Here is a 17,309-nt window from a genome sequence, read left to right on the forward strand (position 1 = left end):
CTACGCCAGTTGGTTACGTAGCTGCCGGGCGGCGGCAACCATGTTGATCAACGCCGCTTCCGTCTCGGGCCAGGCACGGGTTTTCAAGCCGCAATCCGGATTGACCCACAACCGTTCCGCCGGAATCCGCTGCACCGCTTTGCTCATCAATTTGACCATTTCGGCCGTGTCCGGCACCCGTGGCGAGTGGACGTCGTACACGCCGGGGCCGATATCGTTCGGGTAGTCGAATGCCTCGAAAGCTTCGAGCAGTTCCATGTCCGAGCGTGAGGTTTCGATGGTGATGACGTCGGCGTCCATGTCGGCGATAGCTTTGATCACGTCGTTGAATTCGCTGTAGCACATGTGGGTGTGGATCTGCGTTTGGTCCTTGACGCCGGAGGCCGTCAGGCGGAACGCTTCAACCGCCCAGTCCAGATATTCCTGCCATTGCGCGCGGCGCAGCGGCAGACCTTCGCGGAACGCCGCTTCGTCGATCTGCACGATCTTGATTCCGGCGTTTTCCAGATCCAGTACTTCATCACGCAGGGCCAGCGCCAGTTGTTGCGCCTGGGTTTTGCGCGACACGTCTTCGCGCGGGAACGACCACATGAGCATGGTCACGGGGCCGGTGAGCATGCCTTTCATGACCTTGCTGGTCAGGCTCTGCGCGTAGGTGATCCAGTCGACGGTCATGGCTTTTGGTCGACTCAGGTCGCCGTAAATCACTGCCGGTTTCACGCAGCGCGAACCGTAGCTTTGCACCCAGCCGAAACGCGTGAACAGGTAACCGTCGAGTTGCTCGGCGAAGTACTCGACCATGTCGTTGCGCTCGGCTTCACCGTGTACCAGCACGTCCAGCCCGATACGTTCCTGTACTTCAACCGCATGGCGGATTTCGCTGTGCATGGCGTCGGTGTAATCGTTGGCCGACAGCTTGCCCTGCTTGAACGCCTGACGCGCGAGCCGGATTGAAGCGGTCTGCGGAAACGAGCCGATGGTAGTGGTGGGGAACGTCGGCAATTGCAGACGCGCCTGTTGCTGGGCGATGCGTTTGGCGAACGGCGACTGGCGTTGGCTGTGCGTGGCGTTGATCGCTTTGATCCGCGCCTGCACTGCGGGTTTATGAATGCGCGGCGAGCGTGCGCGGCTGTGTTGAATGGCGCGGCTCTCGGTCAGTGCGCGCTGGACTTTCGGCGCTTGCGGATCGTTCAGGGCATCACGCAGCACGGAGATTTCGCTGCATTTCTGCACGGCGAAGGCCAGCCAGCTCTTGAGTTCCGGATCGAGTTGGTCTTCGCGCTCGACATCCACCGGGCTGTGCAACAACGAACAGGAACTGCTGACCCACAGGTTGTCGCCAAAACGCTCTTGCGCCGGCTGCAGTTGCGCCAGCGCCTGCTCCAGTTCGCAACGCCAGACGTTGCGACCGTTGACCAGTCCGACCGAGAGAATCTTGTAGGTCGGCAGGCGATCAAGCACTTGGCCGAGCTCTTCAGGCGCACGTACTGCGTCGATGTGCAGACCTTGCACCGGCAAGCCGACGGCCAGACCGAGGTTGTCTTGCAGACCGCTGAAGTAGGTCGCCACGAGTTTTTTCAGCGGCGAATATTGCAGGATGTGGTAAGCGCGTTCGAAGGCACTTTTCCACGCTTGCGGCAAGTCGAGGGTGAGGATTGGCTCGTCGATCTGCACCCATTCCACGCCTTGTTCGGCGAGGCGCACGAGGATTTCGTTGTAGACCGGCAGCAGACGCTCAAGCAGATCGAGCTTGTCGAAGTCGTTGCCTTTGGCCTTGCCCAGCCACAGATAAGTCAGCGGCCCGATGATCACCGGTTTGACGTTGTGCCCCAGCGCTTTGGCTTCGTCGACTTCATCGAACAGTTGTTCCCAGCTCAGCTTGAACTGCTGATCGGCGCTGAATTCCGGCACGAGGTAGTGGTAGTTGGTATCGAACCACTTGGTCAGCTCTTGCGCATATTGGGTCTGGCCGTGGTCAGCGCCGCAGCAGTTGGCGGTTGCGCCACGGGCCATGGCGAACAGCGTGTCGAGCGATGGTTGGCCGCGTTCGTCACGCACGCCGTCGAAGCGGTCGGGAATCACGCTGAAGGTCAGCGAGTGAGTCAGCACCTGGTCGTACCAGGCGAAGTCGCCGACCGGCAGCAGGTCGATACCGGCGTCTTTCTGCAACTGCCAATGCCTGGCGCGCAGATCACGACCGACCTGATTCAGAGCCGCCTGATCGAGATCACCCTTCCAGTAGGCTTCGAGGGCTTTTTTCAGTTCGCGGTCGGCGCCGATGCGCGGGAAACCCAGGGTGTGTGCCACGGCCATGTCGAATGTGCTCCATTGCGTAAAAGATGGCGCCATTGTCGACAGCTCACCCAACATGAGACAAACTCAACCTTTTCGTGTTGATCACAAGTTTTCCTCATGGAGCCAGCCGGTGCTTGAAATCCGTCACCTGAAAACCCTGCACGCCTTGCGCGAAGCCGACAGCCTGGTCGATGCCGCTGACCGATTGCACCTGACGCAATCGGCGCTGTCGCACCAGTTCAAGGAACTGGAGGAGCGCATGGGCATGCAATTGTTTGTGCGCAAGACCAAACCGGTGCGCTTCACCAGCGCCGGCCTGCGCCTGCTGCAACTGGCCGACGCGACCCTGCCGCTGCTGCGCGGGGCCGAGCGCGACATCGCGCGGCTGGCCGGTGGCACCGCCGGACGCCTGCACATGGCCATCGAATGCCACAGCTGCTTCCAGTGGCTGATGCCGACCATCGACCAGTTCCGCGATGCGTGGCCGGAAGTCGAACTCGACCTGGCTTCGGGCTTTTCATTTGCGCCGCTTCCGGCGCTGGCGCGCGGTGATCTGGATCTGGTGGTGACGTCCGATCCGCTGGAAATCGCCGGCATCACCTATGTGCCGTTGTTCACCTACGAAGCGATGCTCGCGGTGGCCAACCAGCATGCGCTGGCGAGCAAGCCGTATATCGTCCCGGAAGATTTGCTCACGGAAACGCTGATCACCTACCCGGTGGAACGCGACCGACTGGACATCTTCACGCGCTTCCTCGAACCGGCCGACATAGAACCGGCGCAGGTACGCACGTCGGAGCTGACGGTGATGATGATGCAGCTTGTGGCCAGCGGGCGTGGCGTGTGCGGGATGCCGCACTGGGCGCTGCATGAATACAGCTCGCGCGGTTATGTGAAGGGCAAGCGGTTGGGGGAAAAAGGCTTGTTTGCCACGCTGTATGCAGGGATTCGCGCCGACATGCTTGATGCGCCGTACATGCGTGACTTCCTGCTGACGGCCAAGGACACATCGTTCTCGACGCTGGATGGCGTAAGCGCGGTTCGTTGAACCTTTACATCAAAAGATCGTCCGATCGCGGCCCGAGCCTTCGGCAGCTCCTACAGGGGAATGCATTCCAAAATGTAGGAGCTGCCGCAGGCTGCGATCTTTTGATCCTGGATCTGACGCCACATGTGGATCTTGTCGAAATAATCCTCACCCACCCGAACCGCCAACGGCTCCAGTCCAAACTGGATAAAGCCGCAGCGCTGATACAGGTTGAACGCCGCTTGGTTGCCAGCGGTGACGGTCAGTTGAATGACTTTCAGCGCCGGATGGTTCTGCGCTTCGTCCAGCGCGGCCTGCACCAATTGCTGGCCCAGGCCGTGCTGGCGAAACTCGGCCGAAACGTACATGCCGAACAACGTCGCCTTGTGCCGAGCCTTCTCCCGAGGCTCGAATGCCAGGCCGACAATGCCGGCCAACCGGCCTTCTTCGAACGCGCCAAACACCGCGTCAAGCTTGCTGGTAAGCCGCGCCTCCCACCAACTCAATGGCATCACCGCCCGTTCACGCACGCTGGAAGTGAACGCCTGCGGATGCAGGTCGTAGGCCTCAAGCATCAACTCGCGGTAAGCCAGCGCATGACTGGCGTCGAGCCGTTCGATCCACATCGTCAAGCCGCTCGCCGTTGCTCAAGCATCAGCCGCAATGCCAGGGCACCGAGCACGAAACCCATGAAATAACGCTGTACCGCCAGCCACGTCGGATTGCTGACGAACCACGACGCGATGCCCGCCGCGAACAGCGCGATCAGCAAGTTGACGCAGAAGCTGACGCTGATCTGCGTCAGGCCAAGGATGATGCTTTGGGTGAATACCGAGCCGTGTTCAGGCGAGATGAATTGCGGAAATACCGAGAGATAGAACACCGCAATTTTCGGGTTCAACGCACTGGTGAGAAAACCCATGGTGATCAACTTGCGCGAAGAATCCGCCGGCAATTGCTGCGCTTCGAACGGCGAGCGCGCACCGGGTTTGACCGCTTGCCATGCCAGCCATAACAGGTACAGCGCACCGGCCCACTTCAACACTTCATAAGCCATCGGCACCGCGAGAAACACTGCGGTCAAACCTGCCGCCGCCGCGAACAGATGCACAAAAAATCCCGCGACCACGCCGAGCAACGAGGTCACCCCGGCCTTGCGTCCCTGACAGATCGAACGCGAGATCAGGTAGATCATGTTCGGCCCCGGCGTCAGCACCATCAACAACGCGGCGGCGGCGAAAATCAACAGGTCTTGAAGCGGGATCATGGCGAAGTCCTGTGCATGAATGATCAGGCGCTGACGGCCAGCGAGGCTCGATAAAACGGCAGGATCAGGTCGCGTGTCAATGGGGCGAGGATGACATCGCCGTCGGTGGCCGGATCAATCCACAGCACTTCTTCGATCTCGGCCGCCGGGGAGACTTGTGCGTCGATGCTCAGCTGGAAAATTTCCGCCTGTACGACGAATCCCGGCTCGTTGGCGGCGGGCGCCGAGAACTGGCCGAGGAATATCGCTTGCGTCGGATCGATCACCAGCCCCAACTCTTCTTCCAGCTCACGGGCCAGTGCATGCACCGGCAATTCATCAGCCTCGATCTTGCCGCCCGGCTGCATGAATGCGCGAGTGCCGCGCTTGCGCACCAGCAGGGTCTGGCCGTCAGGGCGGATCAACAGTGCAGCGGCGATGTGAATGATGCGCGATGGAACGGCGGATGCAGAAGTCATGGGTCAGTCACGGGCCTTGGGAGAAACCGCAAGGATCCCATGCCGGCCACGCCAACGTCATCAACCCGTGCCTTCAAGCTCTTCCGGCTCCTTCACAAACACTTTGTATTTGGCTCCCTCCATGGCCTCGAAACTAATCAGTTTGTCCACCAGCAATGCGCTCAACACCTTACCGGCATTGAGCAGCAACATGCCGTTGTCGGCATTCAGATTGCGCGCGAGGATCATCCCCGCCGCCAGCTCGCGAGTGCCCAACACCTTGACGTTCGGGTCGGCCAGCACCACGTCGCTGAGGCACGCCGCGCACACCTGGATGAAATCTTCGATCAACTCCGGATCGTACAGTCGGCCGGCGTATTGGCGCAGGTATAACAACGCCTCGTCGCTGTTCATTTGCCGCTCGAGAATCAGCCCGCGCTGCAACTCGACAAAATCCACCGCCAACTTCAACAGCCGCGAACCAAACGGAATCGCCTCGCCCTTGAGCCGATCGGGAAAACCGCTGCCGTCCCAGCGTTCCTGATGATGCAGGATCAAGCGCGCGGCATCCTTCATCGGATCGAGGGTCATCAGCAGCGATTCGCTCTGTTTCGGATAACCGCGATAGCGCTCGCGCTCGGTGCTGTGCAGTAAATCCGAGGGCGCGCTCATCATGTTGTCGGTCCAGCTCAGCTTGCCGATGTTGTACAGCGCGGCGGCCATGGCCAGGTCGCGGCTGCTGGCTTCATCCAGCCCGTGCATCTTGCAGTAGCCGCGCACCAGTTCGATGATTTGCCGATTGGTCTGCTTGGCCGGCGGCAGGCGCAGATTGGCCAGCAACGAGAACACTTCGGTGCCGGTCACGTAACTGTGTTTGAGTTCCTCGTAGGCCAGATCGAGCATGTCGGCGGTCTGCTGCAACTCGGCGGTACGCGCGGCGACGTGTTTTTCCAGGGTGCTGTTGAGCAGTTTGAGCTGATCGTTCTGCACTTGGGCCAAGCGCTCCAGACGCTGGCGTTCACGCTCGGAATGTTGATGCTCCAGCGCCTGACGCAAGGTCAGCAGCATTTCTTCGTCGTTCCACGGTTTGCTGATGTAGCGATCGATCCGCCCTTCGTTGATGGCTTTGATGATCGCCGCAGGGTCGGCATAGCCGGTGAGCATGATCCGCGTGGTCGACGGATAGAGTTCATGCACGCGCGCCAGCAACGTGGCGCCGTCCATATTGGGCATGCGCGCGTCGCTCATGACCAGATCGACTGGCTGCTGCTCCAGTATTTCCAGCGCCTGTGCGCCGCTGGTAGCCAGCACCACGTCGTAGGGCTGACCGCGCAGCAGACGCCGCAGGCTGTTGAGGATCGACTCCTCGTCATCCACCAGCAACACCTGCGGCCGGTGCGCTGAAGTCGCAGATTGTTCTTCCATGGGGTGACCTCAAGCGAAACAGTGAACCTGACAGGCGCGCCGACAGACCTCCTCGTTTGCCGGCGCTTGAGGGCAAGGCTAGATGATTTTCGCGGGGGACACGCGATACATCGGTTACACACCGCCAAGCGAAGAGTCCTGCGGGCAACTATGCTCCAGGGGTCGAACGAGACAAACGGCCTGCGTGCAGGCATGCAAGGAGGGGAAAAAGGATGCTCCCGAGTAAGAGCGTGTCTGGATCTGGCATTGCGCCATGAGTGCGCAAGCCGGACCGATCAACCGCCGCATACTCATCGTCGACGATACCGCGTCGATTCATTCCGATTTTTCGAAAATCCTCAGTCCGGGCAATGCAGACGCCGACAGCCTCGGGGAAACCGAAAACCTGCTGTTCGGCACCCCGGCCACCGCTCCTAAACTGCACTTTGAACTGGATTCGGCATTTCAAGGCAGCGAAGCGCTGGCCAAACTGCACGCTGCCATCGCCGCCGGACGCCCCTATGCCATGGCGTTCATCGACATGCGCATGCCGCCGGGCTGGGATGGACTGGAGACCATTGAGCGGCTGTGGCAGGTCGATCCCAAGCTGCAAGTGGCGTTGTGCACGGCCTACAGCGATCACTCGTGGGAAGACATCGACCAGCGGCTGGGACTGACCGATGGTCTGCTGATTCTGAAAAAACCCTTCGATGCGATCGAGATCCGCCAGATGGCCAGCGCGCTCACGGTCAAGTGGCAGATGACCGAAGACGCCGCGCTGAAGATGACCCAGCTCGAACAAGCCGTTCAGGAGCGCACGCGAGAGCTGTCAGACGCCAATATCATCGTGCAGAACAGCCCGACCATTCTTTACCGGTTACGCGGCGATCCCTCGTTCAAGCTGATGTACATCTCGCACAACATCACACGCTACGGCCATATGGCAGCCGATCTGGTCAGATCGGCAAACTGGGCGCAGGACTTGATTCACCCGGATGATCAGGCCGGGGTAGATGCCGCCATGGCCCGGGTACTGGATCGCCACGCACTCGGTGCCTCGATCGAATTTCGCCTGCGTACCGGGGATGGCAACTGGCGCTGGGTGGAAAACCGTTACGTCCCGGTCCGCGATCACGACGGCCGATTGCTGGAAGTCGAAGGGATCATCCTCGACATCACCGAGCGCCGCGTGGCCGAAGAGAAGCTCGCCTTGCTGGCGCGCACGGACGGCCTCACCGGGCTGGCCAATCGCGCCACGCTGATCGAGCGTCTGCATCAGGCGTTTGCCGGCGCCCGTCGCGGCGCAGCGCCATTCGCGGTGTTTTACCTGGACCTGGACCACTTCAAGCGCATCAATGACAGCCTCGGTCACCCGATCGGCGATCTGCTCTTGCAGGAAGTGGCGCGGCGGATCAAAGCGAGTGTGCGTGAAAGCGACGTCACGGCGCGGCTGGGCGGCGATGAGTTTGCGATCCTGCAACTGGACGTCAGTGACCCGACCCGTTCCGCCGCCATGGCCACCAATATCCTCGATGCGCTGATGGCGCCGTATCACTTGGCGGGCAACGCGGTGCACATTTCAGCCAGCATCGGCATCAGCACCTACAGCGACGCCAGCCTCGACGCCGACAGCCTGCTGGGCCAGGCCGACATGGCGCTGTACCGGGCCAAGGACACAGGGCGCAATCAGTATCACTTCCACTCCGAGGCGATCACCCAGGAAGTGGCCGAGCGCATGGCCATCGTCAATGAGTTAATGACTGCACTGGACTGCGATGAGCTGGAGTTGAAATACGCGCCGGAATTGGACATGCACAGCGGCAGGATTTTAGGCATGGAGGCGCAGGTCTGCTGGAATCACCCCCAGCGCGGCCTGCTGCAGGCGGGCGCGTTTGTCCCGGCCGCGGAAATAACCGGCGCCATCATTCCCCTCGGCCGCTGGGTGCTGGATCACGCCTGCCGGCAAATGAGCGAGTGGCGCAACGCCGGTGTGGCGCCACCGGTGATGGCGATCAAGCTGTCGCTGGCCCAGCTCAAGAGTGGCCCCGAGTTTATCTACGACGTTTTGCGCACCGCCGCGCGCTACGAGCTTGCGCCCTGGGATCTGCGTTTTGACGTCACCGAAGCGACGCTGGCCCAGACCAAGTGGACCCATAACGACGTGCTGCCGAGATTGAGCGAGCTGGGGGTGAAAATCGCCATCGACGATTTCGGCACCGAATATTCATCGTTCGACTACCTGAAAACTTACCGGGTCAACCACCTGAAACTCGCCCAGTCGTTTCTCGACAGCGCGGCTCAAGATACGGCCGGGGCCAACACGCTGAAGGCGATCATTAATTTCGCAAGGGATCTGGGCATCGGCATCATTGCCGAAGGCGGCCAGCAGCCGGGGCAGCCACACGAGCCAAAATCCGATGCTCCGCTGGCTGCGGCACAGGGTCTGTATTTCAACGAGGCCCTCAGCCCCGAGCACGCGGTCCGGATGCTCACCGCCGCCAGCAGCGAGTCAGCGGGCACGAGGGAGATTGAGGGATGAAAACGCCCTTCGCCCAGACCAACCGGCGGATTCTGATCGTCGACGATACCCCGGCGATCCACGATGACTTTCGCAAGATACTCACCCCCGACATCAGCGGCGCGGCAGATTTGAACAGCCTGGAACAGACGTTGTTCGGCACCCGTCAGGCCCCGCATGTGGCGTTCCAAGTCGACTCGGCCTATCAGGGCCAGGAAGCGCTGAAGCTGGTGCAGCAAGCGCTGGATGAGGGGCGTCCCTACGCCCTCGCCTTCACCGACATGCGCATGCCGCCAGGCTGGGATGGCCTGGAAACCATCGAGCAACTGTGGAAAGTCGATCCGAACCTGCAAATCGCGTTATGCACTGCTTTCTCCGACTACAGCTGGGAGGCGATGGCCGAACGGCTGGAGTTCGGCGATCAGTTGCTGATCCTGAAAAAACCCTTCGATACCCTGGAAATCCGCCAGATGGCCAACGCCCTGACCTGGAAGTGGCAACTGGCTCAGGACGCCGCACTGAAGATGCTCAGCCTCGAACAAACCATCGAGGCACGCGTCCACGAATTGCTCAAAGTGTCGCATCTGTTGCAGTACGACACCCTCACAGGTTTGCCCAACAGCACCTTGCTCGGTGACCGCTTGAGTCAGTCGATTGCGGCCTGCCGCCGCCATGACAAAAAACTGGTGGTGCTGTTCCTCGGTATGGACCGCTTCAAACGCATCAACAACGCGCTTGGGCATCCGGCCGGCGACGAAATGCTCAGACGGGTGGGCCAGCAGTTGCTTGGAAACGTGCGCGGATCGGACTCGGTCTTTCGCTACGGCTCGGACGAGTTTGTGGTGATCCTCACTGATATCAACCATCCCCAGCAGACCCGCAGCATCGCCGAAAAACTGCTGGGCGCCATCCGTGCGCCCCAGATGATCGCGGGGCATGACGTCAGCGTCACTGCCAGCATGGGCGTGAGCATTTACCCGGACGACGGGCTCGAGGCCATCGACCTGATCAAAAAGGCTGAAACGGCCATGCGCAACGTCAAGGACAGCGGGCCGGACAACTTCGGTTTTTTCATCGAGGCCATGAACGAGCGCGCACGCCAACAGCAGAGTATCGAATCAGGTATTCGCCAGGCGCTGCAACGCAACGAATTTGTCCTGCACTACCAGCCGAAAATCGCTCTGGAAAGTGGGCGGATTGTCGGCGCGGAGGCGCTGGTGCGCTGGCAAAAACCCGGGCATGGCTGGGTCTACCCGTCCGAGTTCATTCCAGTTGCCGAAGACAGCGGGCTGATCGTCCCGCTGAGCAAATGGGTGTTGGCCGAAGCCTGCCGCCAGACGCGGCAATGGCAGGCGGCGGGGTTGCCGTCGATCCGCATGTCGGTCAACACCTCGGCCATCGACTTTCGCCAGCGCCACTTCGTGGAGAACATCGAACAGGTGCTTGCTCAGACAGGGCTGGATCCGTGCCTGCTGGAGCTGGAAATCACCGAAAGCGTACTGATGCAAAACGTCGACGCGACCATGAGCGCGTTGCAACGGTTGAAAGCGCTGGGGGTCAGGCTGGCCATCGATGACTTCGGTACCGGATATTCAAGCCTGAGTTACCTGCGACGCTTTCCGATCGATGTGCTGAAAATCGACCAGTCATTCATTCGTGGCCTGAGTACTGACAGCAGCGATGCCGCGCTGGTCGGCGCGATCATCAGCCTGGGCAAGAGCCTGAGTCTGAACGTCATCGCCGAAGGGGTCGAAACAGCCGCGCAACTGAAATTTCTCAAGGATCACCATTGCGAAGAAGCTCAGGGTTACTACTTCAGCGAAGCCGTACCGGCGCCGGCGTTTGCCCGACTGTTGAGCGCGGGGCTGCCAGACTCATCGACGCCCTGCGACAGCCCGGCAACAGGCACGGGAGACAATCCCTCATGACCCTGTTCCGTTACACGCTGGCGGTGATGTTGGGTGGGACATGCGTCAACGCTGCCGGCGAGCCATTGAATCAACCACTCAAGCCCTTGCCGGAGATGGCGCCACCCAACCGTGAACGCGCCGCGCTCGGTCGCCAGTTGTTCAATGATCCCAGGCTTTCGGCGAACAACACGTTGTCCTGCGCCAGTTGCCACCAACTGGACAAGGGCGGTGCCGACAGCCGCGCCCTGTCGCTGGGTTTCGATGGCAAACCGGTGGCGGTCAACACGCCAACGGTGCTCAACGCCAGCCTCAATTTCCGGCAATTCTGGGACGGACGGGTCGAGACCCTGGAAGCGCAAGCCGACAATGTGATCACCAGCCCCCACGAAATGGGCAGTGACTGGAAAACCGTCGTGCAACGCATCAGCGACGATCCCGGCTACCGCAAGGCTTTCGACAGCACTTACCCGGACGCCGTGACCAAAGCCAATATCCAGAATGCACTCGCCACCTACCAACGCACCTTGTTATCCCCAGGATCGCGCTTCGATCAATACCTGTTGGGCAAAACCGACATCCTCACCCTTGAAGAAAAGTACGGCTATCAACGCTTCAAGGACTACGGCTGTATTGCCTGCCATCAGGGCGTGAACATTGGCGGCAACATGTTCCAGAAATTTGGCGTGTTCGGTGATTACATCGCTGATCGCGGCAACCCGACGTCGGCTGATCTGGGCCGATTCAATGTCACCGGCGACGAAGCCGATCGCGCGGTATTCAAGGTTCCGAGCCTGCGCAATGTCGCCCTGACCGCGCCGTACTTCCATGACGGTTCAGCCCCCGACCTCGAACGGGCCGTGGACGTGATGTTCCAGTACCAGTTGGGGCGCATGCCGAGCACCGAAGACAAAACCCTGATCATCCAGTTTCTCAAGACCCTGACCGGCCAATGGGAGGGCAAGCCATGAAGAAAATCTCACGCAGAACCAGCCTGCTGCTGATCACGGTGGTCGCCATTCTGCTGGCCTCGACGCTGCTGTTCCTCTACCTCAAGTCCAGCTCCGAACAGACCACCACCTACACCGATTCGCGCGACTTGATCCGCCAGATCACCCAACAGGACGCCCTGTGGGAAAACGAAATACTCAAGGCCCGCGTGGCGATTTCCCACAACTACGACCCGCTGGTGTCTCCGGTGACCGAGATGCATCAGCTATGGGAGCGCTTCGCCGCAATGGAGTCGGGGCATGGGCGCAAGGATTCCAGGCAATGGAACGATGCACACGAAGGCTTTCTCACAGCGATGCAGGAAAAGACTCGTCTGGTGGAACAGTTCAAGTCGCACAACGCCTTGTTGCGTAACTCGCTGGCGTTCCTGCCAACTGCCGAAGATGACATTCAGGCGCAACTGGCGGACTTGTCCGACCTCGACAAGCTGCAAGTGCAAAACATCGCCACCGACACCTACGACCTGCTGCTCAGTGCCCTGGAGTTTGCCCAGGTCACCTCCGCCGACAAGGGCGCCGACATCGTGCTGGGACTGAATAAACTGGCGGTGAACGCGCAACGCTTGCCGGGAGAATTCCATGCCCCGGTGAAGATTCTCAGCAATCACATCGCGCTGATTTTACGCGAGCAGCCAGTCGTCAACGATCTGCTGGAAAGCATCGAAGTCGTGCCCGTGGCCGAACGTCTGGACGACATCACCCGCATGCTCAACCTGGATCAGCAACGGGTCGAAAAAATCGACCGCGAGTACCACTTCTACATGCTGTTGTTTTCCGTGCTGCTCATGCTGTCGCTGCTGTGGCTGGCCGTCCGGCTGATCCGCAGCTTCGCCGAGATCCACCGGGTCAACAACGCCCTGCAAAACGCCAACGATGCGCTGGAGCAACGGGTCGAAGAACGCACCCGGGAACTCAAGAACGCCCAGAGCGAACTGCTCGATGCCGCAAGGCAGGCCGGCATGGCAGAAATCGCGACCAACGTGCTGCACAACGTCGGCAACGTGCTCAACAGCGTGAACATTTCCTGCGAACTGATCGGGCGCAAACTGCGCAGCAGCAAGGCCCTTGGCCTGGGCAAGGCCATGCAGTTGATCAACGAACACCCCGACGACCTCGGGCATTTCCTCAGCGAAGACGACAAGGGCAAATTGCTGCCCGGCTATCTCAATCAACTGGTCAGTGCGATTGACCAGGAACAGCAGGAAATGGCCGACGAACTGGGCCAGATGAACAAGAGCGTCGACCACATCAAGGACATCGTCGCCACCCAGCAATCCTACGCGGGGGCCAACAGCATGACGGAACCGCTGTATATCGACGAGCTGCTGGAAGACGCTCTGCGCATGAATGCCGGTGCGCTGACTCGCCATCACGTCACCGTGGTCAGGCAATACAGTGAAGTGCCCCAGGTCATGGGCGACAAACACCGCTTGCTGCTGATTCTGATCAACCTCATCAGCAACGCCAAATACGCCATGACTGACCTCAGCAACCGCCCTCGGACAATGACGCTTGGGGTGGAAATCGTTGATGAGAGCTTTTTGCAAATCAGCGTCCGCGACGACGGTGAAGGCATCGCCGCGGAAAACATGACACGCATCTTTGCTCACGGTTTTACCACCCGCAAGGAAGGCCACGGGTTTGGTCTGCACAGCTGCGCGCTGGCGGCGATCGAAATGAACGGCCACCTCACCGCCCACAGCGACGGACCGGGACTGGGCGCCCTGTTCACCTTGCAACTTCCGCTGATCGCCGTCACGGAGAACGCATGAGCGAACTGTCCAACCGGCGCATTTTGCTGATCGACGACATGCCGTCGATTCACGAAGACTTTCGCAAGATTCTCACCCCGACCCTGGCGCATTCGGCTGAACTGGACGAGATGGAAACGGCATTGTTCGGTGCTCCAGCCAAGCCCCAACGCCCGAGTTTCGAGCTGGACTCGGCTTATGGTGGCGAGGAAGGCCTGGCCAAACTCAACCTCGCCTTGCAGGAGCAATGTCCCTATGCCCTGGCGTTTGTCGACATGCGCATGCCCGACGGCTGGGACGGCGCGCAAACCATCGAGCAACTGTGGTTGCAGGATCCGCAATTACAGGTGGTCGTGTGCACGGCGTATTCCGACTATTCCTGGGACGAATTGCTCGATCGCCTGCATGCTCACGACCGTTTGCTGATCCTGAAAAAACCCTTCGACAATATCGAAGTCCAGCAAATGGCCAACACCCTGCTGACCAAGTGGCAGATGACCGAACGCGCGTCGTTGCAGATGCACAATCTGGAGCAAATGGTGGATCAGCGCACCGCCCAGTTCAAGCAGGCCAGCGCAGCCTTGCAGCGCGAGATCGACGAGCGCAAACAACTCGAAAGCCAGTTGGTGCAGTCGGAAAAACTTGCTTCGCTCGGACAACTGGCGGCCGGGGTCGCGCATGAAATCAATAATCCGATCGGCTTCATTTCCTCCAACCTCGGGTCGCTGGACGGGTACTTTCAGCAGTTGCTGAGCATGCTCGACGCCTACCAGACCGCCGGACAAACCCTCGCCGCCGAACCCGCGGCGCAGTTGCAGCAACTGCGCGAACAGCTCGATCTCCGCTTCTTGCTCGAGGATATTCCGGTGCTGATCAGAGAGTCCAAGGAGGGCATCGGTCGCGTCAGCCAGATCGTCAAGGACCTGAAAGATTTCTCCCGGGTCGACACCCAGCAGCAATGGCAGTCGGCCAATCTGCAACAAGGCATCGAATCGACCCTGAACATCGTCGCCAGCGAACTCAAGTACAAGGCCGATCTGGTCAAGGAATATCAGAATCTGCCGGACATCGAATGCCTGCCGTCGCAGATCAATCAGGTGGTGATGAATCTGCTGGTCAATGCGGCGCAGGCGATGGGGCCTGAACGCGGCGTCATCACCCTGCGCACCGGGCTGCAAGGGCAAAACGTGTGGATCGAAGTGGCTGACAACGGCTCGGGCATTGCACCCGAGACCTTGCAGAAAATCTTCGACCCGTTCTTCACCACCAAACCGGTGGGGCAAGGGACAGGGCTGGGTCTGTCGCTGTCCTACGGGATCGTGAAAAAACACGGCGGGGATATTTCGGTGCGCAGCGAACTCGGCGCCGGCACCACGTTCCGCGTGCTGTTACCGGTGCGCCAGTCTGTAACCTGACGGCGATGTAGGCAGAAAGTCTCCCTGTTCACGGTTTCCCTGGAGGCGCAGAATCCCTGCCTGCCCTACAAAGTCCGAACCAAGGAAACCGTATGAGCCTGTCCCTTCTGAGCCGCTACGCCTTCTTTGCCGGCTGCGTGATTTTCACCCTCGCCAGCCTGCCTTTTCTGCACCACGACTGGCTTTGGCCGATCACCGCCGTGACCGGCGTGCTGAGCCTGCTCGGGGTTTTCGATCTGCTGCAAAGTCCGCACGCGGTGCGCCGCAATTATCCGATCCTCGGCAACATCCGTTATCTGGTCGAAGGCATTCGCCCGGAGATCCGCCAGTACTTGCTGGAATCCGACAGCGATGCCCTGCCCTTCTCCCGCGCCCAGCGTTCGCTGGTGTACTCGCGAGCGAAGAATGAATCCGCCGACAAGCCGTTCGGCACGCTGATCGATGTATATCAATCCGGTTTCGAATTTATCGGCCACTCGATGCGCCCGGCGCCGTTGAGCGATCCGGGCAGTCTTCGCGTAACCGTCGGTGGCCCGCAGTGCACCCAGCCGTACTCGGCGTCGGTGTTCAACATCTCGGCGATGAGCTTCGGCTCGCTCAGTGCCAACGCGATTCGTGCGTTGAACCAAGGCGCGAAGCTCGGCAACTTCGCGCATGACACCGGCGAAGGCAGCATCAGCCCGTATCACCGCGAAAACGGCGGCGATCTGACCTGGGAATTGGGCAGCGGTTATTTCGGCTGCCGCACCAGCGACGGCCGTTTCGACCCGGAACGCTTCGCCACCCAGGCGCAGAATCCGCAAGTGCGCATGATCGAAATCAAGATGAGTCAGGGCGCCAAACCCGGTCACGGCGGGATTCTGCCCAAGCATAAAGTCACCCGAGAGATCGCCGACACCCGCGGCATCATGATGGGCGAAGACTGCATTTCGCCGTCGCGCCACAGCGCGTTCTCGACGCCGATTGAACTGATGCAATTCATCCAGCAATTACGGGAACTGTCCGGCGGCAAACCGGTGGGCTTCAAGTTCTGTCTCGGTCATCCGTGGGAATTCATGGGCATTGCCAAAGCGATGTTGGAAACCGGAATTCTGCCGGACTTCATCGTCGTCGACGGCAAGGAAGGTGGCACCGGCGCCGCACCGGTCGAGTTCACCGACCATATCGGCGTGCCAATGCGTGAAGGCCTGTTATTCGTGCACAACACGCTGGTCGGCCTGAACCTGCGCGACAAGATCAAACTCGGCGCCAGCGGCAAAATTGTCAGCGCCTTCGACATCGCCAGCGTGCTGGCCATCGGCGCCGACTGGGCCAACTCGGCGCGCGGTTTCATGTTCGCCATCGGCTGCATCCAGTCGCAAAGCTGCCACACCAACAAATGCCCGACCGGCGTCGCCACTCAGGATGCCCTGCGCCAACGCGCGCTGGTGGTGCCGGACAAGGCACAGCGGGTTTACAACTTCCATCGCAACACGCTCAAGGCGCTGGCAGAAATGCTCGCCGCCGCCGGCCTCGATCATCCGTCGCAACTGTCGGCCAAGCATCTGGTGCGACGCATGTCGGCCACCGAGATCAAACTGTTCTCGCAGTTGCATGTGTTCCTGAAACCGGGAGAACTGCTTACCGGGGAAGTGAATGGCGAGTTCTATTCGCGGATGTGGCAGATGGCGCGGGCGGACAGTTTTGAGCCGCAGGATGTGGCGGCCGCTTAGCTTGTTCGAGGCGCTGGCCGGCAACAGAGGCCGGCGCTTCAATCGCTGTGTCGGCGAAACAATACAAAGCGGAAAAAGCTATAGCCGAGCAGCAGATTCAGCAATGAAAACGTGGTGACAGTCACCAGTCCGGGCAACTGGTAGATGTCAGCAATATGGCCCACAGCGAAACTCGCCGCCCCCATCACGCCGATGAACCCTAGGTAAGCGAACACCGAGGTCTGGTTCTCGAAGGTGTAAAGCGCGTTCACGTAAAATGAGAACGCTGCGGCCACGCAGAATGCCGCGAAATTGCTAGCGGCCTGATCGAGTCCGACGGCGGCGCAGAGTACGAAAAAGATTTGCCAGTGAATCAACGCATCCGCCAGCCCGATCACGAGAATTGCAGAGAATCCTTTCATTGCGCCTCCTTCCATTTCTCACTGGCGAAAACGCAAGCTAGTTCATGATGCAAGGCCGGTCTACTGTCAGAAATTACAGGTGCACGGTGGCATCCGACGAATGGCTACGCTAAAACCCTACCCAATAAAAAGCCCCGGTCAGTCGACCGGGGCTTTGATGTTTCT

The 17,309-nt window shown here is 60.1% G+C and carries 13 protein-coding genes; 7 read left to right on the forward strand and 6 right to left on the reverse strand.

The window, feature by feature from the left end; translation table 11 throughout:
- On the reverse strand, positions 1 to 2,313 hold the full coding sequence (metE, locus tag ACOI8A_RS07850; RefSeq protein ID WP_420646193.1) for a 5-methyltetrahydropteroyltriglutamate--homocysteine S-methyltransferase: 2,313 nt from the start codon (positions 2,311 to 2,313) through the stop codon (positions 1 to 3).
- A gap of 112 nt (positions 2,314 to 2,425) precedes the next feature.
- Here metE and metR point away from each other — a divergent pair, with 112 nt between their 5' ends.
- A complete protein-coding gene (metR, locus tag ACOI8A_RS07855) occupies positions 2,426 to 3,343 on the forward strand; it encodes a transcriptional regulator MetR (protein ID WP_420646192.1) in 918 nt (305 codons plus the stop codon).
- 50 nt (positions 3,344 to 3,393) lie between these two features.
- On the opposite strand, the gene ACOI8A_RS07860 is transcribed toward metR, so the two are convergent.
- From ACOI8A_RS07860 to ACOI8A_RS07875, 4 genes are read right to left on the reverse strand one after another with little or no spacing between them, the layout of a single operon-like run.
- Positions 3,394 to 3,948: a GNAT family N-acetyltransferase gene (locus ACOI8A_RS07860; RefSeq protein ID WP_420646672.1), complete on the reverse strand. Its 555-nt coding sequence runs from the start codon at positions 3,946 to 3,948 to the stop codon at positions 3,394 to 3,396.
- A gap of 2 nt (positions 3,949 to 3,950) precedes the next feature.
- Positions 3,951 to 4,589 (reverse strand): LysE family translocator, encoded by a 639-nt coding sequence (locus tag ACOI8A_RS07865; protein WP_420646191.1) that lies wholly within the window; start codon positions 4,587 to 4,589, stop codon positions 3,951 to 3,953.
- A gap of 23 nt (positions 4,590 to 4,612) precedes the next feature.
- Positions 4,613 to 5,047, reverse strand: a complete 435-nt coding sequence (locus ACOI8A_RS07870) for an NUDIX hydrolase (protein ID WP_420646190.1) — start codon at positions 5,045 to 5,047, stop codon at positions 4,613 to 4,615.
- Between the two features lie 60 nt (positions 5,048 to 5,107).
- Complete coding sequence (locus tag ACOI8A_RS07875; protein ID WP_420646189.1) at positions 5,108 to 6,451, reverse strand: HD domain-containing phosphohydrolase; 1,344 nt, start codon at positions 6,449 to 6,451, stop codon at positions 5,108 to 5,110.
- Between the two features lie 253 nt (positions 6,452 to 6,704).
- Here ACOI8A_RS07875 and ACOI8A_RS07880 point away from each other — a divergent pair, with 253 nt between their 5' ends.
- The 6 genes from ACOI8A_RS07880 to ACOI8A_RS07905 all read left to right on the forward strand — a co-directional run bounded on the left by ACOI8A_RS07880 (position 6,705) and on the right by ACOI8A_RS07905 (position 16,743).
- Complete coding sequence (locus tag ACOI8A_RS07880; RefSeq protein ID WP_420651210.1) at positions 6,705 to 8,969, forward strand: EAL domain-containing protein; 2,265 nt, start codon at positions 6,705 to 6,707, stop codon at positions 8,967 to 8,969.
- Positions 8,966 to 10,876, forward strand: a complete 1,911-nt coding sequence (locus ACOI8A_RS07885; RefSeq protein ID WP_420646187.1) for a putative bifunctional diguanylate cyclase/phosphodiesterase — start codon at positions 8,966 to 8,968, stop codon at positions 10,874 to 10,876. Before ACOI8A_RS07880 ends, ACOI8A_RS07885 begins: the two co-directional genes overlap by 4 nt.
- A complete protein-coding gene (locus ACOI8A_RS07890) occupies positions 10,873 to 11,826 on the forward strand; it encodes a cytochrome-c peroxidase (protein ID WP_420646186.1) in 954 nt (317 codons plus the stop codon). The genes ACOI8A_RS07885 and ACOI8A_RS07890 overlap by 4 nt, the downstream gene beginning before the upstream one ends.
- On the forward strand, positions 11,823 to 13,637 hold the full coding sequence (locus ACOI8A_RS07895; RefSeq protein ID WP_420646185.1) for a DAHL domain-containing protein: 1,815 nt from the start codon (positions 11,823 to 11,825) through the stop codon (positions 13,635 to 13,637). The genes ACOI8A_RS07890 and ACOI8A_RS07895 overlap by 4 nt, the downstream gene beginning before the upstream one ends.
- On the forward strand, positions 13,634 to 15,031 hold the full coding sequence (locus ACOI8A_RS07900; protein ID WP_420646184.1) for an ATP-binding protein: 1,398 nt from the start codon (positions 13,634 to 13,636) through the stop codon (positions 15,029 to 15,031). The genes ACOI8A_RS07895 and ACOI8A_RS07900 overlap by 4 nt, the downstream gene beginning before the upstream one ends.
- 92 nt (positions 15,032 to 15,123) lie before the next feature.
- The gene (locus ACOI8A_RS07905) at positions 15,124 to 16,743 is read left to right on the forward strand and encodes an FMN-binding glutamate synthase family protein (RefSeq protein ID WP_420651211.1); all 1,620 of its coding nucleotides are present in this window, start codon (positions 15,124 to 15,126) and stop codon (positions 16,741 to 16,743) included.
- A gap of 38 nt (positions 16,744 to 16,781) precedes the next feature.
- On the opposite strand, the gene ACOI8A_RS07910 is transcribed toward ACOI8A_RS07905, so the two are convergent.
- Positions 16,782 to 17,144 (reverse strand): GtrA family protein, encoded by a 363-nt coding sequence (locus ACOI8A_RS07910; RefSeq protein ID WP_420650610.1) that lies wholly within the window; start codon positions 17,142 to 17,144, stop codon positions 16,782 to 16,784.
- Between the last annotated feature and the right edge of the window lie 165 nt (positions 17,145 to 17,309).

The sequence above is a fragment of the Pseudomonas sp. P4795 genome, from assembly GCF_048822895.1.
Taxonomy (GTDB): Bacteria; Pseudomonadota; Gammaproteobacteria; order Pseudomonadales; family Pseudomonadaceae; genus Aquipseudomonas.